Source organism: Shewanella sp. NKUCC06_TVS (assembly GCF_019345515.1).
GTDB lineage: Bacteria > Pseudomonadota > Gammaproteobacteria > Enterobacterales > Shewanellaceae > Shewanella > Shewanella oncorhynchi.
In genome coordinates this window covers 143,179-169,216 of the sequence record NZ_JAHKQX010000013.1, presented here as the reverse complement: position 1 = coordinate 169,216, position 26,038 = coordinate 143,179, and the positions used below count along the sequence as shown (strand labels likewise).

26 protein-coding genes are annotated in these 26,038 nt (G+C 46.5%); 14 read left to right on the top strand and 12 right to left on the bottom strand.

Translation table 11 applies throughout. The annotated features are described in order from the left end of the window. Nucleotides 1-148 precede the first annotated feature (148 nt). The 6 genes from KO531_RS15385 to rluE all read right to left on the bottom strand — a co-directional run bounded on the left by KO531_RS15385 (nucleotide 149) and on the right by rluE (nucleotide 6,230). On the bottom strand, nucleotides 149-1,288 hold the full coding sequence (locus tag KO531_RS15385; RefSeq protein ID WP_219251604.1) for a cupin domain-containing protein: 1,140 nt from the start codon (nucleotides 1,286-1,288) through the stop codon (nucleotides 149-151). A 152-nt stretch (nucleotides 1,289-1,440) separates the two neighbouring features. Further along, the gene (purB, locus tag KO531_RS15380) at nucleotides 1,441-2,811 is read right to left on the bottom strand and encodes an adenylosuccinate lyase (protein WP_113940534.1); all 1,371 of its coding nucleotides are present in this window, start codon (nucleotides 2,809-2,811) and stop codon (nucleotides 1,441-1,443) included. Between the two features lie 29 nt (nucleotides 2,812-2,840). Next, the gene (gene hflD / locus KO531_RS15375; protein ID WP_131523325.1) at nucleotides 2,841-3,458 is read right to left on the bottom strand and encodes a high frequency lysogenization protein HflD; all 618 of its coding nucleotides are present in this window, start codon (nucleotides 3,456-3,458) and stop codon (nucleotides 2,841-2,843) included. A gap of 3 nt (nucleotides 3,459-3,461) precedes the next feature. After that, nucleotides 3,462-4,580, bottom strand: a complete 1,119-nt coding sequence (gene mnmA, locus KO531_RS15370; protein WP_173244504.1) for a tRNA 2-thiouridine(34) synthase MnmA — start codon at nucleotides 4,578-4,580, stop codon at nucleotides 3,462-3,464. 324 nt (nucleotides 4,581-4,904) lie between these two features. Further along, on the bottom strand, nucleotides 4,905-5,399 hold the full coding sequence (locus KO531_RS15365; RefSeq protein WP_198572319.1) for an NUDIX hydrolase: 495 nt from the start codon (nucleotides 5,397-5,399) through the stop codon (nucleotides 4,905-4,907). A gap of 45 nt (nucleotides 5,400-5,444) precedes the next feature. Further along, entirely contained in the window at nucleotides 5,445-6,230 is a 786-nt protein-coding gene (gene rluE / locus KO531_RS15360) for a 23S rRNA pseudouridine(2457) synthase RluE (RefSeq protein ID WP_251068973.1), read from the bottom strand. A 343-nt stretch (nucleotides 6,231-6,573) separates the two neighbouring features. On the opposite strand from rluE, the gene KO531_RS15355 reads away from it, so the two are divergent. After that, nucleotides 6,574-8,799: an NADP-dependent isocitrate dehydrogenase gene (locus tag KO531_RS15355; RefSeq protein WP_212600199.1), complete on the top strand. Its 2,226-nt coding sequence runs from the start codon at nucleotides 6,574-6,576 to the stop codon at nucleotides 8,797-8,799. A gap of 321 nt (nucleotides 8,800-9,120) precedes the next feature. On the opposite strand, the gene cspD is transcribed toward KO531_RS15355, so the two are convergent. Further along, nucleotides 9,121-9,327, bottom strand: a complete 207-nt coding sequence (cspD, locus tag KO531_RS15350; RefSeq protein WP_006081937.1) for a cold shock domain-containing protein CspD — start codon at nucleotides 9,325-9,327, stop codon at nucleotides 9,121-9,123. A 194-nt stretch (nucleotides 9,328-9,521) separates the two neighbouring features. On the opposite strand from cspD, the gene clpS reads away from it, so the two are divergent. Together clpS and clpA are read left to right on the top strand one after the other, a co-directional pair. Next, entirely contained in the window at nucleotides 9,522-9,830 is a 309-nt protein-coding gene (gene clpS / locus KO531_RS15345) for an ATP-dependent Clp protease adapter ClpS (RefSeq protein WP_219251603.1), read from the top strand. 43 nt (nucleotides 9,831-9,873) lie between these two features. Beyond that, nucleotides 9,874-12,141 carry an ATP-dependent Clp protease ATP-binding subunit ClpA gene (clpA, locus tag KO531_RS15340; RefSeq protein ID WP_105252671.1) on the top strand — a complete coding sequence of 756 codons (2,268 nt, stop codon included), beginning with the start codon at nucleotides 9,874-9,876 and terminating at the stop codon, nucleotides 12,139-12,141. Between the two features lie 116 nt (nucleotides 12,142-12,257). Here the strand turns inward: clpA and infA are convergent, their stop codons facing one another. The 3 genes from infA to aat all read right to left on the bottom strand — a co-directional run bounded on the left by infA (nucleotide 12,258) and on the right by aat (nucleotide 13,969). Further along, on the bottom strand, nucleotides 12,258-12,476 hold the full coding sequence (gene infA, locus KO531_RS15335) for a translation initiation factor IF-1 (RefSeq protein ID WP_006081934.1): 219 nt from the start codon (nucleotides 12,474-12,476) through the stop codon (nucleotides 12,258-12,260). An 82-nt stretch (nucleotides 12,477-12,558) separates the two neighbouring features. After that, the gene (locus KO531_RS15330; protein ID WP_028759740.1) at nucleotides 12,559-13,269 is read right to left on the bottom strand and encodes an arginyltransferase; all 711 of its coding nucleotides are present in this window, start codon (nucleotides 13,267-13,269) and stop codon (nucleotides 12,559-12,561) included. Further along, a complete protein-coding gene (gene aat, locus KO531_RS15325; RefSeq protein ID WP_131523329.1) occupies nucleotides 13,256-13,969 on the bottom strand; it encodes a leucyl/phenylalanyl-tRNA--protein transferase in 714 nt (237 codons plus the stop codon). The genes KO531_RS15330 and aat overlap by 14 nt, the downstream gene beginning before the upstream one ends. Nucleotides 13,970-14,023: 54 nt before the next feature. Here aat and KO531_RS15320 point away from each other — a divergent pair, with 54 nt between their 5' ends. Both KO531_RS15320 and KO531_RS15315 read left to right on the top strand, forming a co-directional pair. Next, nucleotides 14,024-14,494 (top strand): glycine zipper 2TM domain-containing protein, encoded by a 471-nt coding sequence (locus KO531_RS15320; RefSeq protein WP_028759742.1) that lies wholly within the window; start codon nucleotides 14,024-14,026, stop codon nucleotides 14,492-14,494. Nucleotides 14,495-14,564: 70 nt separating this feature from the next. Next, entirely contained in the window at nucleotides 14,565-15,317 is a 753-nt protein-coding gene (locus tag KO531_RS15315) for a Nif3-like dinuclear metal center hexameric protein (RefSeq protein WP_219251602.1), read from the top strand. A 152-nt stretch (nucleotides 15,318-15,469) separates the two neighbouring features. Here KO531_RS15315 and KO531_RS15310 read toward each other — a convergent pair whose 3' ends face one another. Both KO531_RS15310 and metG read right to left on the bottom strand, forming a co-directional pair. Further along, nucleotides 15,470-16,426 (bottom strand): AEC family transporter, encoded by a 957-nt coding sequence (locus KO531_RS15310; RefSeq protein WP_219251601.1) that lies wholly within the window; start codon nucleotides 16,424-16,426, stop codon nucleotides 15,470-15,472. A gap of 271 nt (nucleotides 16,427-16,697) precedes the next feature. Next, nucleotides 16,698-18,767: a methionine--tRNA ligase gene (metG, locus tag KO531_RS15305; protein ID WP_219251600.1), complete on the bottom strand. Its 2,070-nt coding sequence runs from the start codon at nucleotides 18,765-18,767 to the stop codon at nucleotides 16,698-16,700. A gap of 160 nt (nucleotides 18,768-18,927) precedes the next feature. Here metG and apbC point away from each other — a divergent pair, with 160 nt between their 5' ends. The 9 genes from apbC to KO531_RS15260 all read left to right on the top strand — a co-directional run bounded on the left by apbC (nucleotide 18,928) and on the right by KO531_RS15260 (nucleotide 26,008). Beyond that, the gene (apbC, locus tag KO531_RS15300) at nucleotides 18,928-20,043 is read left to right on the top strand and encodes an iron-sulfur cluster carrier protein ApbC (protein ID WP_219251599.1); all 1,116 of its coding nucleotides are present in this window, start codon (nucleotides 18,928-18,930) and stop codon (nucleotides 20,041-20,043) included. A gap of 11 nt (nucleotides 20,044-20,054) precedes the next feature. After that, the gene (gene udk / locus KO531_RS15295) at nucleotides 20,055-20,693 is read left to right on the top strand and encodes a uridine kinase (RefSeq protein ID WP_028759746.1); all 639 of its coding nucleotides are present in this window, start codon (nucleotides 20,055-20,057) and stop codon (nucleotides 20,691-20,693) included. A gap of 30 nt (nucleotides 20,694-20,723) precedes the next feature. After that, the gene (gene dcd, locus KO531_RS15290) at nucleotides 20,724-21,305 is read left to right on the top strand and encodes a dCTP deaminase (RefSeq protein WP_028759747.1); all 582 of its coding nucleotides are present in this window, start codon (nucleotides 20,724-20,726) and stop codon (nucleotides 21,303-21,305) included. Between the two features lie 5 nt (nucleotides 21,306-21,310). Next, nucleotides 21,311-22,120 carry an aminodeoxychorismate lyase gene (gene pabC / locus KO531_RS15285; RefSeq protein WP_219251598.1) on the top strand — a complete coding sequence of 270 codons (810 nt, stop codon included), beginning with the start codon at nucleotides 21,311-21,313 and terminating at the stop codon, nucleotides 22,118-22,120. Then, entirely contained in the window at nucleotides 22,117-23,154 is a 1,038-nt protein-coding gene (mltG, locus tag KO531_RS15280) for an endolytic transglycosylase MltG (RefSeq protein WP_173244534.1), read from the top strand. The genes pabC and mltG overlap by 4 nt, the downstream gene beginning before the upstream one ends. 22 nt (nucleotides 23,155-23,176) lie before the next feature. Further along, entirely contained in the window at nucleotides 23,177-23,803 is a 627-nt protein-coding gene (gene tmk, locus KO531_RS15275) for a dTMP kinase (protein WP_028759750.1), read from the top strand. Beyond that, complete coding sequence (gene holB, locus KO531_RS15270) at nucleotides 23,797-24,753, top strand: DNA polymerase III subunit delta' (protein WP_219251597.1); 957 nt, start codon at nucleotides 23,797-23,799, stop codon at nucleotides 24,751-24,753. The genes tmk and holB overlap by 7 nt, the downstream gene beginning before the upstream one ends. A 6-nt stretch (nucleotides 24,754-24,759) precedes the next feature. Next, nucleotides 24,760-25,086, top strand: coding sequence for a PilZ domain-containing protein (locus KO531_RS15265; protein WP_028759752.1), 327 nt, complete (start codon nucleotides 24,760-24,762; stop codon nucleotides 25,084-25,086). Between the two features lie 133 nt (nucleotides 25,087-25,219). Then, nucleotides 25,220-26,008 (top strand): YchF/TatD family DNA exonuclease, encoded by a 789-nt coding sequence (locus KO531_RS15260; RefSeq protein ID WP_131523337.1) that lies wholly within the window; start codon nucleotides 25,220-25,222, stop codon nucleotides 26,006-26,008. Nucleotides 26,009-26,038 lie beyond the last annotated feature (30 nt).

Here is a 26,038-nt window from a genome sequence, read left to right as displayed (position 1 = left end):
TTCCACTAATTTATGCATAGGCCCTCCGGTGTGATGGGGTTTCTCTTGGTCGAAAGATCCGATCACTTGGAGGGCTATTAGTTCAACATTTCTTATCCCGAGTTCAGGTTATGTTAAGAACAAGGTCATCGAACAAAGTCGATAGGGCTTATTCTTCGCTGTCGCTCAAGTAGTAGAAACCCTGATTGATGAGTGTCAACAGTAGGGCTTGGACTTCTTCATGCTGACATATTTCAGTCGCTTCATCGGCGCTTAAGCTGACCTTATCGCTCAACTGTGCGATCACGTCTGCCGGTGTATTGGGCAGTTCATGCACGTCACCATTGATGAATAATCGCGGTGTGGCGTCATTTTCGAGGCGCAATACTTTCAAACCACCGATACGGCTGACGCCAGCACCTTGGGCGAAGGCATCTTGCAAATCTTCAATGCTGTAAGCTTCTTCGCCTTCACACAAATCAAGCTCGAAACGGTTTTGACTGAGCAACTTACCTAACACGATTTGGTAGCTATTGGGATCTTGGCTCAGCTGGCTCAAGAGTGACATGATGCCCACTTGATGATCTTGGCTGACGATACCGGCTGAACTCGGTTCAGTTTGCGAGGTGAAACGCTGCTGACCTAAGTTATTGTCGAGCAAATAATCGGCGACTTCACTGACTAATTCTTGCTGGCTAGGAGCGCGGAAACCAATCGAGTAACTCATTGCCACAGTTAGGGTTTCGCCGCAGTGTGGGAAACCAGGTGGAATATAAAGCATGTCGCCTTTTTCTAACACTACATCGATAATGGGTGTAAAGTCTTCAACCAGCGGCGAGTTTGGATTGCCGCCACGGCGTTGTTGTGGGGTATTGTCACCCACAGTCCAGCGACGTTCACCTTCGCCTTGAATGATAAACACATCGTAGTTATCGACGTGCGGGCCGACACCACCACTTGGGGTTGCAAATGATGCCATCAAGTCATCGAAGCGCCAGTCAGGTAAAAAGCGTAGAGCTTCAACTAATGGCTGCGAATCTGGATACCAATGGTTGACGGCTTGCACTAATAACTGCCAATGGGTTTCGCCATAGCTGTCGTAATCTTCAAACGGACCTTGCACCACTTCCCAATCATTGTCTTTGGTGACAACGATACGTGAAGAGATTTCTTCTTCACAGGCAAGGCCAGCTAATTCATCGGCGCTGATAGGATCTTCAAATTGCGGAAATGCTTTTTTGATCAACAGGGGTTTCTTTTGCCAGTATTCACTAAGAAACTGGGCGATATCGAGATTGAGTGTATACATAGTGTTAAAAAAGGCGACCACATCGCGGTGATGTGGGTCGCCTTAATCCTTATTTCTGTTTAAGAAAGAGTATTGTCCGTCGCCAATTTCAGTTAATAACTAATTTCAGTCAATAGCTTAATATTAGTTAATCGCCAATTTTAATTAATAACTTACTTCAGTTCGTCGACAAACGTTTCGGCACGACCAATGTAATTGGCTGGCGTCATTTTCTTCAGTTCAGCCTTCACTGAGTCTGGTAATTCAAGTCCGTCAATAAACACTGACAGTTGCTGCGCGTCGATACGTTTACCGCGCGTCAGTTCTTTTAATTTTTCGTATGGCTTTTCAATACCATAACGACGCATTACCGTTTGTACGGGTTCTGCTAACACTTCCCAGTTGTGATCTAACTCATCACGCAGATGCGCTTCGTTAACTTCTAACTTGCTGATACCTTTTAAGGTCGCTTGATACGCGATCAACGCATGGGCAATACCCACACCTAAGTTACGCAGTACTGTCGAGTCAGTTAAGTCACGTTGCCATCTTGATAACGGTAGTTTAGACGCTAAATGTTGCATCAGGGCGTTAGCGATACCTAAGTTACCTTCAGAGTTTTCAAAATCGATTGGGTTAACTTTGTGCGGCATAGTCGATGAACCGATTTCACCGGCGATAGTGCGTTGTTTGAAGTGACCTAGGGCGATGTAACCCCAAATATCACGGTCAAAGTCAATCAGCACAGTGTTGAAACGGGCAACCGCATCAAACAATTCGGCAATGTAATCGTGTGGCTCGATTTGCGTCGTGTAGGCATTCCAGTGCAAGCCAAGGCTAGTCACAAAACGCTCAGACAGCTCATGCCAATTAACTTCAGGATAGGCTGACAGGTGAGCATTGTAGTTACCTACGGCACCATTCAGTTTACCCATGATTTCAACATTGGCGATTTGTTTGATTTGACGTTCAAGGCGCACTGCGACGTTCGCCATTTCTTTACCGAGCGTCGAAGGTGACGCGGGTTGGCCATGGGTACGTGACATTAATGGCACAGAGCGATATTCAATCGCCAGCTTTTTAATTGCCGTCAGTAACTCATTGCAGTAGGGCAGTAAAACATGCTCACGAGCTTCAGTCAGCATTAAACCGTGGCTTAAGTTGTTGATATCTTCAGAAGTACAAGCAAAGTGAACAAACTCACCCACAGCGGCTAATTCGCTATTGCCTGCGATTTTTTCTTTAATGAAGTATTCAACCGCTTTTACATCGTGGTTAGTGGTGCTTTCGATAGCCTTAACACGCAGCGCATCTTGTTCGTTGAAATTGTCTTTAATGCCATCGAGTACGGCGATAGCTGACGCGCTCAATGTTGGCACTTCGCTAATGTCTGGACAGTCGGCTAACAGTTTTAGCCAATTGATTTCAACCTGAACACGGTACTTGGTAAGACCGAACTCGCTGAAAATCCCTCTCAATGACGCGGTTTTACTACCATAACGACCGTCTACCGGAGAGATAGCAGTTAGTGCGGAAAGATCCATGTGTAGCTCCTTGATGAACGCTAATTTTATTATAGGGTAAGACTTTTCTTGGCTGTATCGACTATGGCTTTGCGGGCGAAGACTAAGTGTCGACGTTTACCGCCCAACTGACGCCACAGTACTGCGCTGCGTATAGCGGCAAGCAGCAGAGCACGAATTTTATGTTGTACAATAGGGCGCTGCAAACACACAGGATTACCCGATATTTGGATTTTTGGCCCTAAATTACTGATGATGTCACTGTAAATGCTGGCAAGATTGGCAACAACTTGCTCATCTGTGATGGCAAAATGATGTAGCTGGCGATTCACTTGATTAATACGTTCAGCCAACATGCCTAAGCCACTGTTAGAGCGCACGAGTTTACGCTCAAGGGCAAGCACGCCCACTAAATAGCGGGTGATTTCAACATCTTTTTGGCTGCTGTCACCGAGCTGATTCAGGATCAGTTTATAGCCTTTTTGCAATACGATTTTATCTTGGTAGACATCGGCCGTATTGTCAGGATTGGTGACGAGAATGGTGTTTAAGCTCGCTGCGAGCTCGGCATTATCCAATTCGCCATGGCGCGCTAAATGTTGAACTTGGGCAATGGCTTGCAGTATGCCTGCAAACGCCATAGTCCGATTAATGAGTTGCTCGTTCACGCGTTACCCTCGGATTAATTGATCTATGATGCCGCCACCTAGGCAGACCTCACCATCATAAAATACCGCAGACTGTCCAGGCGTCACCGCCGCAACAGGTTCATCGAAGACCACGCGCAAGGTGTGTTCATCTGTGTAGGTTAATGTACAAGGCACATCTTGTTGGCGATAACGGGTTTTCACTGCGATATGACAACCATCGACAGGCCCAGTTCTATCTACCCAATGCAGTTGGTTAACTGTCATGCCGGTCGACATCAAACGGGGATGATGTCCGCCTTGACCCACGATCAATACGTTACGCTCAAGATCTTTATCGACCACATACCAAGGATCGTCATTGCTGTTTTTCATGCCGCCAATGCCTAAGCCTTTACGTTGGCCTAAGGTGTGGTACATGAGTCCTTGGTGCGTGCCTATGACTTCACCTTCTGGGGTTTCAATATTGCCAGGCTGCGCCGGTAAATAAGTCCCTAGAAATTCAGTGAACTTGCGCTCACCGATAAAGCAGATGCCAGTACTGTCTTTTTTGTCATGGGTGATTAAGCCCATTTCTTTCGCAATTTCACGAACTTGATGTTTTTCGAGCTCACCGACAGGGAACAGGCTTCGGGCTACTTGTTCATGGCTAAGGGTGTAGAGGAAATAACTTTGATCTTTATTGCCATCAACGCCACGGAGCATTTGCGTACTGCCGTCGCTGTTATCGCGACGGCGAACATAGTGGCCCATTGCGATGTAATCGGCGTCGAGGATTTCGTCGGCAAATTCTAAAAATGCCTTAAATTTGATTTCTTTGTTGCACATGATATCGGGATTTGGCGTGCGGCCGGCTTTGTATTCGGCGAGGAAATACTCAAATACATTGTCCCAATATTCGGCAGCAAAGTTGACTGTATGTAGCTTGATCCCAAGCTTGTCGCACACGGCTTGGGCGTCTTTTAAATCTTCTGCGGCCGCGCAGTACTCGTTATTGTCATCTTCTTCCCAGTTCTTCATGAAAAGGCCTTCAACCTGATAGCCTTGCTGCATAAGCAAATAGGCTGAAACAGATGAATCTACACCGCCGGACATGCCGACAATGACTTTTTTTCCTGTATGAGTGGGTTCGATTGATGTCATAAATCCTAAAAACCATTGAGTATGTGTGTTGGCTAGGTGGATGAATTTAAGCCGCGACATTGAGCGCGTAACAAAAATACCTAACCTAACTAAAAATATGGGCTAACTAAAAATCCAAGCTCACTTTAAATCCAAGCTAACTTTACATCTAGGTGCTGTGCTGCTGATTGCTAAATCAAACTTTTCCAGCGCTATCAAATAAAATGAGTCCGCAAACTGTCAGTAAACCTCGCATTTACGGCCAACTATTTATTTGCTGTACAAGGCCTCTGCAGTAGCACACGCATTAAGCTTAACCAGCCGTTTATGCGGGGCGGTATTCTATCACGCCTTGCTCGCTTGGGCTATCGTGAGGCGGTCACTATTGAGTAAGCTAAGGGGATAAGTTTGGCCATTTTGTGCCTGATTGAGATAGTCTTTTAAGCAATCGAGTACTAAGGGGCTGCGCAGTAAAGATGGCATGGCTTCTATCTGCGCAAGACTTAACCAATGCGCACTATGGATCGCTTTATCCTGCGGCGCAGGTGAGGGCATATCATCTAACTGCACGAAAAAAGTAAAGCGCACAAAGGCTAAGTCTTCACTGGCGCTGAGTTGATAAATGCCGACGAGTCCTTGGGCTTTGAGTGATAACCCTGTTTCTTCAAACACTTCGCGCTCACAGGCTTGGATCAAGCTTTCATTCGCTTCTAAGTGACCCGCGGGTTGATTAAAGCGTTGCTCGCCTTCAATCCACTCTTCTACCATCAGATATTTGTCCTGTGAAGTTGCATGAACAATACAAGCGACGGTCACATGGGGTTTATATCTTTGACTCATGGAGCCTCCTTTGAGTGGATTGGAACGCAAAAATTAGGCTGAAATTTAGACTTCATCACCGAGACGGATGCATTTGTGCTCACCCGATGGCAAATTATCTAGACTCCATTGGCCTATTTTATAACGGATTAATCTTAAGGTCGGAAAACCGATATGCGCTGTCATGCGTCTGACTTGGCGGTTGCGGCCTTCATGAATTTGGATTTCTAGCCAAGTTGTTGGGATATTTTTGCGCTCTCTCACCGGTGGATTACGTGGCCAAACGTCGGGTGAATCCATAATTTTGACTTTAGCTGGCAGCGTTATACCATCATTTAATTCAACACCTTGGCGCAGTTTAGTGAGTGCATCTTCCGTCGGAACGCCTTCTACTTGCACCCAATAGGTTTTAAAGGTTTTCTTTTTCGGCTCTGTCAGTCTTGCCTGTAATTGACCGTCATTGGTCAGCAACAATAAGCCTTCACTGTCTCTGTCTAAGCGGCCTGCGGCATACACGTCAGCAATCGGGATATAGTCTTTTAGGGTCTTACGACCTTGTTCATCGGTAAACTGGCAAAGTACATCAAAAGGCTTATTAAACAGCACGATAATTGGTGCGAGCGTTTGACTCTGCACCGGTTTTGCCGCCGCAATTGCGCGTCGATTAGGATTTTTAAAGGGTTCTTTCTTTAAACTGCCATTGGCATTTCGTGCTGGCGCCACTTTGCTATCTACGGCGGTAGCGCGGTTGGCAGGGCCTCTGCTGGCGGGCTTAGCGGGTTTAATCGGGCTCTTGGCTGGGGAACTTGCGCTGGCATTGGCACCTTTAGGTTGAAACTTGTTTTTGTTCATACTTTTGCTAACAGGAGGTTGAGACACGCTTACCTGACTTGATTGAGTCGTTAATGTGGTCATAGTGTACTTGGCATTCGCCGTTAGTGGAATTTGAATATTATTGCGAATGCTCTATGATGTCGGCCAGAAAATGTGATCTGTGCCTAAATGTTTATTAGGTTTTAATGAGTCGTTGTAACAAATTTTAGCTTGCGCGCAAAGACAGAAGGGCATTGAGAATTTGAAAGATGAGGGCGTGGTCGATTGCCTTGATTGATATTTTCCCTGTGCTCAGATTTGTTCGCCATGCTATAAAATTATTATAAAAAATATTAAATTTTACAATAATGTAGGATGTAACATGAAAGATAACTCATCAACAATTATTTACACTGAAACAGACGAAGCGCCAGCACTGGCCACCCTCTCACTCTTACCTATTATTAGAACGTTTACCGACGCCGCGGGCGTTGCGGTTGAAACCCGTGATATCTCGTTATCGGGCCGTATTATTGCCAGTTTCCCTGAGCAACTGACCGAAGCACAAAAGATTGGCGACCATCTGACTGAGCTTGGCGAGTTAGCGAATCAGCCAGAAGCGAACATCATCAAGTTACCAAATATCAGTGCTTCGATCCCACAATTAAAAGCCTGTATCCTTGAACTGCAGCAAAAAGGTTACGACATCCCTAATTATCCGGATGAGCCAAAAACTGACGCTGAAAAGTCAATTAAAACCCGTTACGACAAGATCAAAGGCAGTGCGGTAAACCCAGTACTGCGTGAAGGTAACTCAGATCGCCGTGCCCCATTATCGGTGAAAAACTTCGCCAAGAAAAACCCTCATTCCATGGGGAAATGGGCCAAAGATTCCAAGTCACACGTTGCCCACATGACTGACGGTGATTTCTACGGCAGCGAACAGTCTGTCACTTTATCTGATGCGGGCAGCGTGAATATCTTGCTGACCCAAAAAGATGGTCAAGAAGTGGTGCTCAAATCCGGTCTTAAGCTGCTGGCTGGCGAAATTATCGATGCTGCGGTATTGAGTAAAAAAGCCTTAGTGAGCTTCTATGAGCGTGAAATCGAAAACGCCAAAGCTGAAGATGTGCTGTTATCGCTGCATTTGAAAGCCACTATGATGAAAGTGTCTGATCCTATTATGTTTGGTCACGCTGTGAAGGTATTCTTCAAGCCAGTATTTGACAAACATGCGGCGCTTTTCGCTGAATTAGGTGTAGATGTTAACAACGGCTTTGGTGATGTTTATGCCAAGATCGCGACATTACCTGCTGATAGCCGCGCCGAAGTCGAAGCCGATATCGCCGCCGTTTACGCTGCGCGTCCCGCATTGGCTATGGTTGATTCTGACAAAGGTATCACCAACTTACACGTGCCAAGCGACATCATTATCGATGCGTCTATGCCTGCTGCGATTCGTTCATCTGGCCAAATGTGGGGACCAGACGGTCAACTGCATGATACTAAAGCCATGATCCCCGATCGTTGCTATGCCGGTATCTACCAAGAAACGATTGCTTTCTGTAAAGAGCACGGCGCTTTTGATCCTAAAACCATGGGCAGCGTGCCAAACGTGGGCTTGATGGCGCAAAAAGCCGAAGAGTATGGCAGCCACGATAAGACCTTTGAAATTCCTGCTGACGGTGTGGTCAACGTTGTTGATGCCAGCGGTAAGGTATTGATGAGCCATAACGTCGAAGCGGGCGATATCTGGAGAATGTGTCAAGTTAAAGACGCACCAATCCGTGATTGGGTTAAACTGGCCGTGCGCCGTGCCCGTTTAAGCAATACTCCAGCGGTATTCTGGTTAGATAGCAAACGTGCCCACGATGCGCAAATCATTGCAAAAGTGCAGCAGTATCTGCCAGAGCATGATACTGATGGCTTAGACATCAGCATCATGTCTCCAGAAGATGCGACGCGTTTGTCTTTGGCTCGCATCAAAGAAGGCAAAGATACCATTTCAGTTACGGGTAACGTTCTACGTGACTACCTGACTGACTTGTTCCCAATCCTTGAGCTAGGCACCAGTGCCAAAATGCTGTCAATCGTTCCGCTAATGAACGGCGGCGGTCTATTTGAAACAGGTGCGGGCGGTAGTGCGCCTAAGCACGTGCAACAGCTTGAGAAAGAAGGTCACTTACGTTGGGATTCGCTCGGTGAATTCTTGGCTCTGGCGGCGTCTTTAGAGCATTTAAGCCAAACCGTGGGCAATCCAAAAGCCCAAGTGTTAGCCGATACTTTAGATCAAGCCATTGGCCAATTCTTAGATGGCAACAAATCGCCATCAAGAAGAGTCGGTGAGCTGGATAACCGTGGCAGCCATTTCTACTTAGCCATGTACTGGGCTCAAGCTTTAGCTGCGCAAACGGGCGATGAGCAGTTACAAGCTCACTTCATTCCGTTAGCGCATGCGCTCGCGGCGAATGAGCAAGTGATTGTGGCTGAATTAGCGACGGCACAAGGTGCACCAGTCGATTTAGGCGGTTACTACCGTTTAGATGCGGCTAAGGCTGAAAAAGCCATGCGCCCAAGCGAAACGTTGAACAAGCTGTTGATTGCTTAATCCCGCTCGTTATCACTTTTAGATGGCGTGTGCGTCAGTGTGGGCCATCTAAGGTGATGTAAAGTTGTAAGTCATTAGACTGATTTTAAAAAAGGATCTGCATTGCAGATCCTTTTTTATACCCTAAATTTGCTGTCGAGACCGATGATAAAATCTTTTTGCTGGGATGCAATGGGTGATGTGCAGCAATTGAACTTGAATTAAATTCATGCGAAATGATGATGAGCGATGCAACATTAAGTGGTGAGAATTGATGAAACACGCAGCAATAAAAAGGCAGGGACAAGTCCCTGCCTTTTAGATCATTGGCCTCACCAAACGTTATTTTGTTGGTGAAATGGCTGAAGCGTGCATCCCTTTTGGACCGGCTTCTACTTCAAATTGAACGGGTTGGCCTGCTTTTAGAGTTCGATAGCCTTCCATTTCAATGGTAGAATAGTGTGCAAAAACGTCCTCACCACCTTGATCAGGGCAAATAAACCCGAATCCTTTGGCGTTGTTGAACCATTTAACAGTTCCGCTTGCCATACTTCCACTTCCTTCTGTTGTCTACTTACCAGTAAGATAGTAAAACCTGTATAGACGGGTATTCGTTCACCGTCTGCACAACAGAATGTAAGGAGTAAATGCGGAAGTCAAGCTAAAATTAACAAAGGGGTAACAACTGATTAATTTGAACGGATCAATTGGAAGAGGCCAACACGAGAGGCTAGTATTAAAAAATGGCAAAGATAGGAAATATTGAACACGTTGAAGAACGTGTCGAATTAGAGTTAATGCCGCCTTCGATGTATAAGGTGGTACTCAATAATGATGATTACACCCCAATGGATTTTGTGATTGAAGTTTTGCAGGTTTTCTTTCGCAAGAACGAGCAGGAAGCGACCGATATCATGTTGACGATCCATCACCAAGGAAAAGGGATTTGCGGTATTTTCCCGTTTGGGATTGCAGAAACTAAGGTGATACAAGTAAATCAATTTGCAAGACAAAACCAACATCCGTTACTGTGTTCGTTAGAGAAAGCATAAAACCGCTTTACTCTGTAGTCTGTTGTTAATTTTGGGGGTGCTTATGCTGAACAAAGATCTGGAAGTCACCTTAAATCTGGCGTTTCAGCAAGCCAGAGATGCGCGTCACGAGTATATGACAGTGGAACATCTGTTATTAGCTCTGATCGACAATCCTGCGGCTCAAGAAGCGTTAATCGCCTGTGGAGCGAATCTAGATAAACTCAGAGATGAAGTGGCAAGCTTTATCCAACAAACAACCCCAATCATTGCCGATATTGATGATGACAAAGAAACTCAGCCGACGCTTGGGTTCCAGCGAGTGCTGCAACGGGCGGTATTCCATGTGCAGTCATCGGGTCGCAATGAAGTGAACGGCGCTAACGTGTTAGTTGCCATTTTCAGTGAGCAAGAATCCCAAGCCGTGTATTTACTGCGCCGCTGCGACATTAGTCGCCTCGATGTAGTGAATTTTATTTCCCATGGTTTCGCCAAAAATGATGATGCTGAGTCACATCAAGATCAAGAACGTGTCGAAGATCAGGGCGAAGGCAGCGAAGAGCGTAGTATGTTGTCGCAATTTGCGTCCAATTTAAACCAGCTTGCTAAGCAAGGGATCATCGACCCTTTGATTGGTCGCGACCAAGAAATTGAGCGCGCGATTCAAACCCTGTGCCGTCGCCGTAAAAATAATCCACTGTTAGTGGGTGAGGCGGGTGTAGGTAAAACAGCGATTGCTGAAGGGTTGGCATATCGTATCGTCAATAAACAAGTGCCCGATGTAATGCTTGAAGCGACAGTGTATTCCTTAGATTTAGGTTCACTGCTGGCGGGAACTAAGTATCGCGGTGACTTTGAAAAACGCTTTAAGAACCTGTTAAAAGAACTGGCGGCGGATAAGCATGCCATCCTATTCATCGATGAGATCCACACCATTATCGGTGCGGGCGCGGCCTCTGGCGGCGTAATGGATGCCTCTAATCTGCTGAAACCTTTGCTATCTAGCGGCAATTTACGTTGCATGGGTTCGACTACTTTCCAAGAATATCAAAGTATTTTTGAGAAAGATCGCGCACTTGCACGTCGTTTCCAAAAGGTGGATATCAATGAGCCTTCAGTGGAAGAAACCACTAAGATTTTGATGGGGCTTAAGTCTAAATACGAAGAATATCATGGGGTTCGTTATACTCAGGCCGCGATCAGCTGCGCTGCAGTATTGTCGGCCAAGCACATCAACGACAGGCATTTACCCGATAAAGCCATCGATGTGATTGATGAAGCGGGTGCGCGTATGGTGATGCTGCCTATGAGTAAACGTAAAAAGACCATAGGCCAAGCCGAGATTGAGTCGATTGTGGCGAAAATGGCACGTATCCCTGAGAAGTCGGTATCCGCTACTGATAAGGACTTACTGCGTAACCTTGAGCGCAACCTTAAGATGGTGGTCTTTGGCCAAGATAAGGCCATTGAGAGTCTGAGTTCGGCCATTCGCTTATCGCGCAGTGGCTTAGGTGCTGACCGAAAACCTGTGGGGAGCTTCTTATTCGCCGGTCCCACCGGTGTGGGTAAAACCGAAGTCACTAACCAACTGGCCAACTGCTTGGGGATGAAACTGGTGCGCTTTGACATGTCTGAGTACATGGAAAGCCATACAGTGTCACGCCTGATTGGTGCACCTCCTGGTTATGTGGGTTATGACCAAGGTGGCTTGCTCACGGATGCTGTGATTAAAAATCCGCACTGTGTCGTGCTATTGGATGAAATTGAGAAGGCCCACCGTGATGTCTATAACCTGCTGTTGCAGGTGATGGATCACGGTACTTTGACCGATAATAATGGTCGTAAGGCTGACTTCAGACATGTGACTTTGGTGATGACCACTAACGCGGGTGTACAGGAGACTATTCGTAAGTCGATTGGCTTTACCCAGCAAGATCACACCCAAGATGCATTATCTGAAATTAATCGAGTATTTTCGCCAGAATTTCGAAATCGTCTCGATTCCATCATTTGGTTCAATCATTTGGACATGACGATTATCGCCAAAGTGGTCGATAAATTCTTGGTGGAATTGCAGGCTCAGTTGGATGCAAAACACGTTACTTTGGAAGTCAGCGACGAAGCCAGAACCTTATTGGCCGAGAAAGGCTACGATAAGAACATGGGTGCACGTCCAATGGCTCGGGTCGTGACCGAATTGATCAAACGTCCATTGGCAGACGAGATCTTATTTGGTGTCTTAGAGTCAGGCGGTGTTGCGTATGTGGATGTGAAGGAGGGCGAGATTGTCATTCGCACCGAACGTCACGAAAAAGCGACAACAAAAGCTTAACGCTTGATTATCCATTAGTTTTAGACATAAAAATGGCTGCAATTGCAGCCATTTTTTTCATCTTTCGCAAACAAAAAAACCCGGCCTTGCCGGGTTTTTAAATCTAAGAGGCTATATCAGCGTGCGCGGAAGACAATGCGACCTTTGGTCAGATCATAAGGAGTCAGCTGGACGGTAACTTTATCGCCAGTGAGGATCCGGATGTAGTTTTTACGCATTTTGCCTGAAATGTGGGCTATCACCACATGACCATTTTCAAGCTCTACACGAAACATTGTGTTTGGCAAGGTTTCAAGGATAGTGCCTTGCATTTCAATGTTGTCTTCTTTCGCCATTAATTAATTATCCCATTAGCCTTCGAATATAAAAAACGGGCGTATCATGCCCCAAATTCCCCCCGCTGTAAAGGGGAAGTACTTAGCAAACTTGGGAATACTCCCAGCCCGTCGGTGTCAGAATTTGATAAGGGCGATACAAACGCTTGTAAGACATCTTACGGTTTTCATCTATTTGATATCCGAGATAAACAAATTCTTTATTCATGAGTTTCGCCAGTCGACACTGAATTAAAATTAACAGTGCACCGAGGGAGCGATGTTCTTCGTCGGGGTCAAAATAGCTGTAAATTGCCGAAAGACTATTGGGCAAACTATCAGTGACCGCAACTGCCAATAATTTATTTCCATCATAGACTTCGATAAACGTTGGCGGTAACCAATGGCAAAAAAGAAAGTGATTATATTGATCTTCACTTGGGGGAAACATGGGGCCGTCAAAATGTCGCCCACGAATGTAATGTTCATATAGCGTATATTGCTCGGCGGTTTGCTCCGATGTAATTCGCCAAGTCAGATCTTGGTTTTTTGCTAAAGTGCGTTTTTGGCGTTTCGATGGGACAAATTCATGCGTTGGCACACGGATTGGTTGGCATGCACTGCATCTAGGGCAGCGAGGTTTGTAGATAGAGCTACCACTACGGCGAAAACCTACCGCGAGCAAACGCTCAAATAAAATGGGATCGAGCGTATCTTCTTGGATGACGAGTAGCTGCTCCTGCTGGCCATCAAGGTAGCTGCAGGGAAATATTTGACTGATACCGATAGCGATCGATGCTTTACTCGAGTTCAAGGATGACCTCTTTAGTGGCCCAAGTATTTGGGTCCACGGGATTGTTTCTCAGTTCGCTCAGTAACGTTATAAAATCAATGCGTTTAATAGCTTTAGCTCCCAAACTTTCTAGGTGGGGATTCATCACTTGCGCGTCGATGAGTTTGAATCCCATCTTGAGTAAATGTTGTTGCAGTGCTGCAACGGCGGCCTTGGACGCATTGGTTTTTCGGTGAAACATGGATTCGCCACAAAATACTTGGCCGATCGCTAAGCCGTAAAGCCCACCGATTAAACGTTCACCCTCCCACACTTCAATGGAGTGGGCATGACCTGTGTGATGCAATTCGCGATAGGCCATTTGAATTTCTTGGGTGATCCAAGTGCCGCTCTGTTTTTCTCTTGGCTGCGCGCATCCCGCCATCACATCGGTGAAAGCGTGATTGATAGTGATCCGCCAAGGTTGTTTTTTTAAGTATTTACGCAGGCTGGTGCTGATGTGAATTTCACCTGGAATAAACACGGCGCGGGGATCCGGTGACCACCATAGGATGGGATCGTCAGAATTAAACCAAGGAAAAATACCGTTGTAGTAAGCAGAGAGTAAACGTTCAGGACGTAAGTCGCCGCCGATAGCCAATAAACCATTAGGATCGGTTAAGGCGAGCTCGGGCGAAGGAAAAGCGTCAAATTCGTGATTCAGGAAAGACAGTGACTTCACAATTGAGTATGATTTAGTTATAGACCTTATTATTAAGTTAGCGGAAATTCAGATATGTGGAAACCTACTCTAGCAAGCTTTATGTTTATTTTTGCTTTTATCATCAGCCCCGCTAATGCTGGCTATGATCGCAATCAAGCCGTGCCAGTTGAGAAAGTACTCTATGGCGATATCACTTCGGTACGTAATATCACCGAAACCCAGTTAATTGAAGACCGTAATCAAGGTTGGAAAACCTTCGGCGGCGCCTTAGCGGGTGGGGTGATTGGTAATCAGTTTGGTGGCGGTTCGGGTCGAGATGTGGCGACGATTTTAGGTGCCTTGATTGGTGGTGGTATCGGTAACCGTTATGGCAGCGGTACTAGCGTGCAATCGTTTAAGCTGGTGGAACTGATGATCAATCAAGAAGATGGTACTCAGGTCATGGTGATCCAAGATTACGATGCTGGCATGACGTTTAACGCGGGTGACAGAGTTCGAGTGGTGTACCTGCAAGGTGGCGTGCGTGTTGATATCGCGATGTAAGCGATTGTCTCATATTGAATAAGTGCTCATCTTCAGTAAATGGTCATTTTGAGTAACGGACGGTAATGCAATGACACGGACAGAACTAAGCCAATATTTAGCCGATTTTTTACATGTGTCGGCCTTTAAGGATTACGCACCCAATGGGCTGCAGGTAGAAGGCAAGGATGAGATCCACACCTTAGTCACGGGCGTGACAGCGTGTCAGGCCTTGATCGATGAAGCGATTCGATTAAACGCCGATGCGATATTGGTTCATCACGGCTTTTTTTGGAAGAATGAGCCTGAAGTGATCACAGGCATGAAACAACGCCGAATTAAGGCGCTGCTCAAGCATGATATTAGCTTGTTTGGATATCATTTACCCTTAGATGCCCACCCAATGCTCGGTAATAACGCGACTTTGGGGAGACAGCTTGGGATCGTCGACGCAGAAGCCATCGAAGAGGTGGCTCAGGGGCTACTGTGGCGTGGAAAACTTGATCTTGCAGTCAGTGCTAGCGAATTTTCTCACACCCTTGAGAATGCGTTAGGCAGAGCCCCACTGCATATTGGTGATAGCGATGCAAAGATCCAACATGTAGCTTGGTGTACTGGTGGCGCACAGGATTATATCGATGTTGCGGCGAGTTTAGGTGTGGATGCGTTTATCAGTGGTGAAGTGTCCGAGCGAACGTTTCACAGTGCGGTAGAGCAGGGCATACATTATTATGCAGCGGGTCACCATGCGACTGAGCGTTTCGGTATTGAAGCCCTAGGCCGTCATCTCGCCCGTGAGTTTGATCTCGTGCACCATTTTGTGGATATCACCAATCCGGTCTAATCCATTCATAAAGCGGCTTATGATGACCATCTAACTGTTTTATTCCTAAACGAAAGGCGAGCATGGCTCGCCTTTTTTATTGTGGTTTATTATTACTTATAGTCACTCAAATCCCTTTCTCTAGCGTTTGTGTAATCAGCTCGTAGCTACTGCTAGATCAGCTCCAAAGTGGACAATACAAAGATGCCTAAGGTGCACGTGATCAGCGAGCAGACTGTGGTTAGCGCAATAATATTGGCTGCAAGGGGCGCATTGCCACCCATGGCGCGCGCCATCACATAGCTTGCGGCTGCGGTGGGTGCAGAACTCATTAAAAAAACCAGTGCTAACTCAATCCCTCGATAACCCAACAGCAAGGCCCCAATAGTGATAAAAAGCGGGGCAAAGATCAGTTTCAATGCGGTCGAGAACCAAGTTGTATGCTTTTCATGTTTGAGTGAACCAACATCGAGCGAACCGCCGGTACACAGTAGCGCTAATGGCAGGGTCATATTGGCGAAGTATTGTCCCGCATCGAGCACCATTTTCGGTAGCGGAATGGAGAGCAAGTAGAACAAGATGCCAACCATAATGGCAATGATCAACGGGTTTTTGGTGATGGTCTTGATGATCACGCCAAATGCATGTTGGCTGGATTCTTCGCCTTTAGGGCTTAGGCAAATAACCGCTTGAATGTTATACAGCAGCGTCATCGAGGCAACATAGACCGCGGCTAAGGCAACACCAGAACTCCCATAGGCGTTGGAAACGTAAGCTAAGCCGATAATGGCGGTATTGGCTCTAAATCCCCCTTGAATGATCACACCTTGGTCTTTGTGCTTGGGAAATAGCCGCCCAGTTGCATAGGTGGAGAGTATAAAAAACAGGAAATTGGCCACTAAACCATAGCCAATCAAGGGCGCACTGGAGGCGAGATCGTGATTGGAGCTAATAATGCTAAGGAACAACAAGGCTGGCAGCGTCACGTTAAAGACTAATTTTGATGCAACATCAATAAAGTTTTCATTGATGATTTGGGTGCGTTTTAGGATCACACCGAGTGCCAACATCAAACAGATTGGACCCGTAATCGAGGCCGAAAACAGCAACTGCTCAACGATATTTCCCATAACAACTCCTCGAATTATTCATTTAGCACTGCGTCGATTTTAGACTTGTTACTGATATGAATGTCACATTGCCGTGAATATCTTGTCGATAGAAATACGAGTTTTAACTCGGTCTCTTAAACCACTCAGCTAAAATTAAATGGCTTAAACTCAGTCTTTTAAAAGACTGAGTGACACTTGCGGCCACGAATCGGCTCAAACAATCGATATCAACAAATAAGGCCACATAAAATGCGGCCTTATTGATTTTTCGAGCGTTATCTAGCGCAGATTACTTAACCCGCATGCCAGGCTGTGCGCCTTCATGGGGTTCTAAAATCCACAGGTCGCTGCCACCAGGGCCAGCGGCCAAAACCATGCCTTCTGACATGCCAAAACGCATCTTACGTGGTGCTAAGTTAGCCACCATCACAGTTAGTTTGCCTTCAAGGTCTTCTGGCGAATAGGCCGATTTGATCCCAGCAAACACTTGGCGCGTTTCGCCACCGATGTCGAGTTGTAACTTCAGTAACTTGTCAGCGTCAGCAACATGCTCGGCTTTCACGATACGAGCGATACGCAGGTCTATTTTAGCAAAATCATCAAAGTTGATGGTTTCACTAATAGGATCGTTAACCAGAGGCTCACTGCTGACATTAGATGATTCAACCGTCTTTTCAGGCGCAGCCGTCTTTGGTGCGTCGGCCGTGACTTGCAGGTTATCCTTGGAATCGGCAACCATAGCATTGACTTTATCCAGCTCAACACGTTGCATCATGGCTTTGAATGGCGCGATTTCATGACCCGCTAAATCTTGGTTCAATGCATTCCAAGTGAGCGGTAGTTGGAAAAAGGCTTCCACATCTTGGGCTAAACGTGGCAATACAGGTTTGAGATACGTCACGAGAATACGGAACAGATTCAAGGCATTTGAACACACTTGATGGGCCGCTTCCTGTTGATCATCGTGTTTCACCATTTGCCAAGGTGCAGCATCGGCTACAAAACCGTTAGCAATATCCGCCAGTGCCATGATTTCGCGCATTGCTTTGCCGTATTCGCGGCCTTCGTAAAATTCGGCAATCACCTCTTGCTTGGCTAGAAACGCTTCAGTCAGGGTGGTGTCGTTAATTTTCGCTAGCTTGCCATCGAAACGTTTAGTGATAAAACCTGCGGTGCGTGAGGCTAAGTTCACTAGCTTACCGACTAAGTCTGAATTCACGCGCTGGGCGAAATCTTCGAGATTTAAATCTAAATCGTCGATACGGCTGCTGAGTTTGGCGGCGTAGTAGTAACGTAAATATTCAGGATCTAAATGCTCTAAATAAGTTCGCGCCTTGATGAAAGTGCCTTTGGATTTTGACATCTTAGCGCCGTTGACCGTCACATAGCCGTGGGCATAGACGCTGTTTGGCTGGCGGTAACCTGAGCCGTGTAACATGGCTGGCCAAAACAGACTGTGGAAGTAGACTATGTCTTTACCGATGAAGTGATAAACCTCGGCGGTTGAATCTTTGCCCCAGAATTCCTCAAAGCTCAGCTCAGGGCGTTTGTCACAGAGGTTTTTGAACGAACCCATATAACCGATAGGCGCATCGAGCCAAACGTAGAAATACTTGCCTGGCGCATCGGGAATTTCGAAACCAAAATACGGTGCATCACGGGTGATATCCCATTGCTGCAATCCTTGCTCGAACCATTCGTCGAGTTTATTGGCCATTTCGACTTGCAGGGCACCAGAGCGAGTCCACTCTTTTAGCATGCCTTCGAAGGCGGGCAGGTCGAAGAAAAAGTGCTCAGTGTCTTTCATCACTGGTGTCGCACCCGATACTGCTGATTTTGGATTGATGAGCTCAGTTGGGCTGTAAGTCGCGCCGCAGGCATCACAGTTATCGCCGTATTGATCCGGTGACTTACACTTAGGACAAGTGCCTTTTACGAAGCGGTCTGGCAAGAACATGGATTTCTCAGGATCGAACAGCTGAGAAATACTCTTGCTCTTGATATAGCCATTCGCACGTAGCTTGAGATAAATATCACTCGCCAGTACGCGGTTTTCATCGCTGTGGGTGCTGTGATAGTTATCGAAGGCGATATTGAAATCGGCAAAATCCTGCTGATGTTCTTTGTTCACTTGGGCAATCATGTCTTCTGGCGCTATGCCTAATTGCTGTGCTTTAAGCATGATTGGCGTGCCATGGGCGTCATCGGCACAAATATAGTGGCACTCATGTCCACGAAGCTTTTGATAACGCGACCAGATATCTGTCTGTATGTATTCCAGCATGTGACCTAAATGTATCGGTCCGTTTGCATAGGGAAGTGCGCTGGTCACGAGAATTTTACGTTGTGAAGTTGCCATCTTGTCTCAAATATCGTGGTGGGCCAAAAATATTGGTAGAGATACTAACCGATTACAGGATGATTTTCATCAAAACCTGAGCCAATTGAGCTAAATCTGCGCTAATGTTTTCTGCATTATCTGGTACACTTGGGCAAATTTATTGGTGGGGGTAATTCTTTTGTCTTCAACTCAAACTGATTATCGTCTGAATGACGATCTTCTCGAGCCAGTTCTGGCTATTCTCGATTCATTTGTTGACCCGTATCTCGCGAAAGGGTTAGTGAGCGCAGGATGCGTAAATAAGCTGGCATTGGAAGGTAAGCGTTTGCAGCTTGGCTTAGTCTATCCATACCCTTGTATGACTCAGTATCGCGACACTGTCATGGCGCTGACGAATAAGTTAGCGGTGCTCGATGCTATTGATGAAGTCGAGTGTGAAATCGATTTTCAACCTAAAGCCTACTCAGCGTTATCTTCTATTGCGCCGATTGCCAATGTGAAGCAAGTGATTGCCGTAGCCTCAGGTAAGGGCGGCGTGGGTAAGTCAACCACAGCGGTGAACTTAGCCTTGGCATTAGCGGCTGAAGGTGCGCAGGTGGGTATTCTCGATGCGGATATTTACGGCCCGTCAGTGCCTATGATGTTAGGTATTCCTAATTTCAGACCGCTTTCCCCCGATGGCAAACATATGACAGCCGCCAGTGCCCATGGTATTGCCGCGCAGTCGATTGGTTTTATGCTCAGTGGTGATGAAGCTGCCGTGTGGCGTGGCCCAATGGCTGCGGGCGCGTTGGCCCAGTTACTGAATGAAACCCAATGGCCAGAACTGGATTATTTAGTCGTTGATATGCCACCAGGCACAGGGGATATTCAGCTCACGTTATCGCAAAAAGTCCCTGTGAGCGGCGCTGTTATCGTGACTACACCGCAGGATATCGCGCTGGCCGATGCCAAGAAGGGCATCAATATGTTCCAGAAAGTGAACATTCCTGTGCTGGGTATTGTCGAGAACATGAGTTTCCATTTATGTCCTGAGTGTGGTCATAAAGAACATCCATTTGGAACACACGGCGGCAGTAAAATTGCTGAACGCTATCAAGTTCCACTGTTAGGCGCTTTGCCGCTGCACATCAATATCCGTGAAGCCATGGATAATGGTGCGCCGACCGTCGTTGCCGATCCCGACAGTGAAGTCGCAGCTCTTTATCGGGAAATTGCCCGTAAAGTGGGCGCCGAATTGGCTTTAAAGCAAAGCCAGAAAACAGTTTCTATTAGTGTTTCAGATGACGAGTAAGGTTTAAGGGTATGAATTCTCAGCAGTGTGTCATTATTGCAATTGCTGGCGCGTCAGCATCGGGCAAAAGTTTAATTGCCAAAACGATTTTTGACGAATTGCGCCGCGATTTAGGCACAGATCAAATTGGGGTAATTAATGAAGACGCGTACTATCGCGATCAGAGTCATTTATCCATGGATGAACGGGTATTAACGAATTACGATCATCCAAAAGCGCTGGACCATCAATTGTTGTGCACGCATTTACAGTTGCTCAAGTCTGGCGAAGCTGTTGATATCCCTTGTTATAGCTATACAGAACATACTCGAACTGCAGAAACCTTAAAGATGACACCGAAAAAGGTGATCATTTTAGAAGGTATCTTATTGCTGACCGATCCTAAGTTACGTGCCCTGATGGACGCGAGTGTGTTTATGGACACGCCGCTGGACATTTGTTTCCTACGTCGCTTAACTCGTGATGTGGCCGAGCGAGGCCGTACTATGGAGTCTGTGATTTCACAGTACAAGAAAACCGTGCGTCCTATGTTCTTACAGTTTATCGAACCCTCGAAACAATACGCCGATATTATCGTTCCCCGTGGCGGCAAAAATCGTATTGCGACCGATATTTTAAAGACTCGTATCCAACATTTACTGGCAAAATAACGACATAAAACTCAAGGAGTAATAGGCAAGATGCGCTTAACCGATATCGAAATTGAACAGGCCCTTGATAACGGCACTATCGTAATAGAACCTCGCCCAGGCATAGAAGCTATTTCAGGCGTCAGTGTTGATGTGCGCTTAGGTGGACAGTTTCGCGTCTTTAAAGATCATACCGCGCCTTTTATCGACTTGAGTGGTCCAAGTGCTGAGATGCAAGCGGCACTCGATCGGGTGATGAGTGAGATTATCGAAATCCCCGATGGCGAAGCATTTTTCTTGCATCCTGGCGAATTGGCTTTGGCTGTGACTTACGAGAGCGTAACTTTACCTGCCGACATCGTCGGTTGGCTTGATGGTCGTTCGTCTCTAGCGCGTTTAGGCCTGATGGTACACGTAACGGCGCACCGTATCGATCCGGGTTGGCAAGGTAAAATTGTGCTCGAGTTTTATAACAGCGGCAAGTTGCCTTTAGCTTTGCGTCCACGCATGACTATAGGTGCGCTTAACTTTGAACGCTTAAATCATGCGGTTGCACGTCCTTATAACACCCGTAAGAGTGCCAAGTACAAAGATCAGCAAGAAGCGGTGGCTAGCCGTATCAGTCAGGACTAACACGCGTGTTCTGGGTGAATGGCGCATCGCAGGCAAGTGTCGACCCTTCCGATCGAGGGCTTGCCTACGGTGATGGTCTGTTTGCAACGATGCGAACGGACGCTGAGGGGATTATGTTTTTTGAAGCCCATCAAGCCCGTTTAACCGCAGGCGCCGCAAGGCTTGGATTTCAATGGCAAATGAGTGAAGCATTGCAACAGCAACTGAATACCTTAGCCATTGAATATCCTCATCATTGCATTAAGTTAATCGTTTCCCGTGGTGCTGGTGGCCGTGGCTATACACCGCCAGAAACTGTTAATCCTACCGAAATCGTCTCAGTTCATACTATCCCCGGCCATTATGCTCAGTGGCAGCAACAGGGGATTAGCCTTAAAACTTCGTCGGTACGATTGGGGTTGCAGCCCTTGTTGGCTGGGATGAAGCATTTAAATCGACTCGAACAAGTTTTGATTAAATTGCACTCTTTACCGCAGGGATTTGATGACTGGTTAGTCAAAGATATCGAGGAGAATGTGATTGAATCTTCGATGGCGAATGTGTTTTTTATCAAAGATAATCGCATTATCACGCCTTCATTAGCCCTGTGTGGCGTGGCGGGTGTGATGCGCGAACAGATAATGTTGGCCTTGCTTGAACAGAACATGAATATCGAATGTTTGCCCGTTGGCGCCGAGCGTTTAATCGAATTTGACTCAGCGTTTATCACTAACAGCGTTTTAGGGATTGTGGATGTACTGGCGATAGACTCGCTCAAGTTCACCCGTGCTCCGATTACCGCGCAACTTAGACAGACACTTTCACTCACTCTATGAAAAAAATCATTATTATCGCCAGTTCAACTCTGTTGACCTTGCTAACCTTAGTCTGTTTGGGAGCCTTTTGGGGCTATCAAACGGTTGTCGAATACAGTCAAACGCCGCTGAGTCTTAGCGAGCCTAAAGAGTTGAAGGTTGAACGCGGCACCAGTGTAAATCAACTGGCGCAGCAACTTGCCGATGACGGCGTTATTCAAGATACGTGGAAACTCAAGTGGCTACTTAAGTTTCGTCCTGAGCTTGCCAAAATTCGCACGGGACTTTATGAAATATCACCTTCACAAACGATTACTGATTTACTCAATGATTTGATCGCTGGGAAAGTAAAAACCTTCAGTTTGACCTTAGTTGAAGGTAAAACTATTGTGGAATGGGAACAACAGCTTACCAGTGCTCCGCATTTACAAATGTCACCAGAAGCATTTGCAGCGGTATTGATGGCACAAGGCGATGATTCTGGTTTGCCTGAGGGAAAATTCTTCCCCGACACTTATCATTATACCGCCGAGGCGGATGCTAAAGTCATGCTGACTCAAAGCTATAAAATGATGGAGCAGGAGCTTGCCAAAGCGTGGGCGGAACGGGCGCCAAATTTGCCGTTAAAATCGCCCTATGAAATGCTGATTTTGGCATCGATAGTTGAAAAGGAAACCGGCCAAGCCCATGAGCGTGAGCAAATCGCCGGTGTATTTGTTAATCGTCTTAACCTAGGTATGCGTCTGCAAACCGATCCGACTGTTATTTACGGTATGGGCGATCGCTATAAGGGCAATATCACCCGCAAAGATTTAGTCGAAGAGACGCCTTTTAATACTTATCGCATCTTTGGATTGCCGCCAACGCCGATAGCTGCACCGAGTAAAGCCTCATTGATGGCCGTGTCTAAGCCCGCCAGTGTGAGTTACCTTTATTTTGTATCGCGCAACGATGGCACCCATGTGTTTTCAACCACGCTTGAAGAACACAATCACGCCGTAGACGTCTATCAGCGTAAGATAAAACCAGCGACGCCAGAAAAATCACCAAAGTAAAAATGCAGAGAAAGAAAATCCAATGTCAGTTTTTGCAAAATTTATCGTTATTGAAGGTTTAGAAGGCGCAGGTAAGTCGAGTGCGATTAACCTTATTCGCGACTTTATTGAAAAACATACGGGTAAAGCGCCGATTTGCACCCGCGAACCGGGCGGTACACCATTGGCTGAACGTATCCGTGATTTAGTTAAGATTGCCGATGCGAACGATCCCCTGTGTGATGAGGCCGAGTGTTTACTCATTTATGCTGCCAGAGCTCAGTTGGTTGCTAATGTCATAAAGCCCGCGCTTGCGCAAGGGCAATGGGTATTGGGTGATAGACATAATCTATCGTCATTAGCTTATCAAGGTGGTGGCAGAGGTTTAATGCCGTTAGTGGAAGCGGTGAGCACTGCAACACTAAAGGGATTTAAACCCGATCTTACTTTGTACTTAGATTTAGATCCTAAGCTTGGGCTTACCCGTGCAGCTAAACGTGGTGAGCTTGATAGAATTGAGCAACAAGCGATTGATTTCTTTGAGCGAGCACGCGCTACATATCTCAAACTTGCCAGCGAAGACGACAGTATTGTGGTTATAGACGCGAGCCAAACTATGGCCGAAGTGCACAAAGATATCTTAGCCGTGCTTCAGGCGATGGTATGGTAGCCGAGTCTGGATTTACGGCTGAGCAATTACCTTGGCTCGAAGGGCCAAGGCAGGCATTTTTAGCTCAATTAGCGTGTCAAAAAATACCTCACGCACAACTCGTGGGCATTGATTCAGCCTATGGCGGTGAGTTGCTGAGTGTGTTTATGGCGCGCGCGGCTATGTGTTTGCAGCCAACGCCTGTGGGAGCGTGCGGTTTTTGCAAGTCTTGCCAGCTCTATGATGCGGGCAATCATCCTGATTTTTATCATATCGCCGCCGATGGCAATCAAATTAAAGTCGATCAAATTCGTGAGCTGTGTACGCGTCTGACAGCCACCGCACAGCAAAGTGGTAGGCGTGTAGCGATTATCCACCACAGCGAGCGTCTTAACTCCGCTGCCGCGAACGCACTCCTTAAAACCCTTGAGGAGCCAGGTAAAGATACCTTACTGATTTTGCAGTCGGATACGCCTGCACGTTTGATGGCGACGGTTAGCAGTCGTTGTCAACGCATTCCTTTTGTCGTTCCTAGTCGAGAGGTCATCAAAAACTGGCTTGCCCAGCGATGTGGTATTCAAGAGGATGTGACTTGGTGTTTGAGTGTGGTGGGGGGGCCGTTAAAGTTGGCTGAGAGCTTGCAGTCTGAGGGTAGCCAACAGAGTCGGTATCAATCTTTGCTACAATTTCGCAAAGATTGGGCACAAAGTTTGTCGTCTGGTCATCTGTGTGCTAGTTTGTTAGTAATAAGTGAACAACAAATAATTGATGTTCTTAAGGTTTTGTATCTACTTATACGACAGGTTTTACTGAAAAATAGCCATCAAGATGCGTTTGTTCATGCGCAGCTCGGGAATTTGGCGGCTAAGATCATGGGAATGTGTCATAGCTTAAGCACAATGCCGAGCATCAATTATCTGGCCCTGTGTCAAAGTTATGTCTTAGAATATAGAGAGATAACAAATAAGTAATATGCCATGGTAGATCTCGTCGTTAATTTTGATACCTTACATCAGTTATATCGTGCCTATATGCCTTTTATTAAGCCGGCAGGATTATTTATTGCGACCAGTGAAAGTCATTATCTTGGCCAACCGCTGACGATTGCGTATCGTTTACCCGGCGCAACTCTCACTAATGAATTTCGTGGTGTTGTGGTGTGGATTAATCCCTTAGGAGCGTCGGGTGGCCGCCCTGTGGGGATTGGCATTAAAATTATTTCTGAGCCAGATAGCCATAAACACCATATCGAAAAGTTACTGTCTCGCGAACTCGCCTCTGGCGATTTAACCTGTACTATGTAGGTTAGCCTGCATTATTGCTCTGGTTTAAACGTCTGCTCACTGCCTAAACTGGCTATTTAATTCTGTTGAATTTGACCTCGATCTCTTGGCTGGGTATCCTTGTCGTCCTTTGTTACTCTGCTTGGAAATCCTTGTGCTTATTGATTCACACTGCCATCTCGATCGCCTCAAAGCGGCGCCTGATCAACAAACCTTAGAACAGATTCTTGCTAATGCTAAAGCCCGTGGCGTGGACTATATGTTGTGCGTGAATGTACGCCAGCAAGGATTTGAATCGATGCGAGATAAAGTTGCAGCCTTCGAACAGGTATTTTTGTCATCGGGTGTGCATCCATTAGACGTTAAAGAAGGCCTCGATGTTGAGCAAATTCGTCGCTTTGCCACCGATCCTAAAGTGGTCGCGATTGGTGAAACTGGTCTAGATTATTTTTATGCCGACGACACTAAGCTGTTGCAACAGCAATGTTTTGAGCAGCAGATTGCCCTTGCTGTCGAAGTGAATAAACCTTTAATTGTCCATACCCGTGATGCACGTGAAGATACGATCAATATGCTTAAGCAGGGTAACGCGGATAACGTCGGAGGCGTGCTGCATTGCTTTACCGAGAACTGGGAGATGGCGAAAGCGGCGATTGATCTCGGCTTTTATATTTCGGTTTCAGGCATAGTCACTTTTAAAAATGCGGGTGATCTGCGAACCGTTATTCGCAAAGTGCCTCAGGATCGTCTGCTAGTTGAAACTGATTCGCCTTATTTGGCGCCGATCCCACACCGTGGACAAGAGAATCAGCCTGCCTATGTGCGCGATGTGGCTGAGTTTGTGGCAGAGCTTAGAGGTGAGCGTTATGAAGATCTTGCTGAATACACCAGCAATAACTTCTTTAATTTATTCAAAGATGCAGCGCGTTTAGTTGGCCGTTAGCCGCAAGTGCTTTGACCCATTTTATGCGAT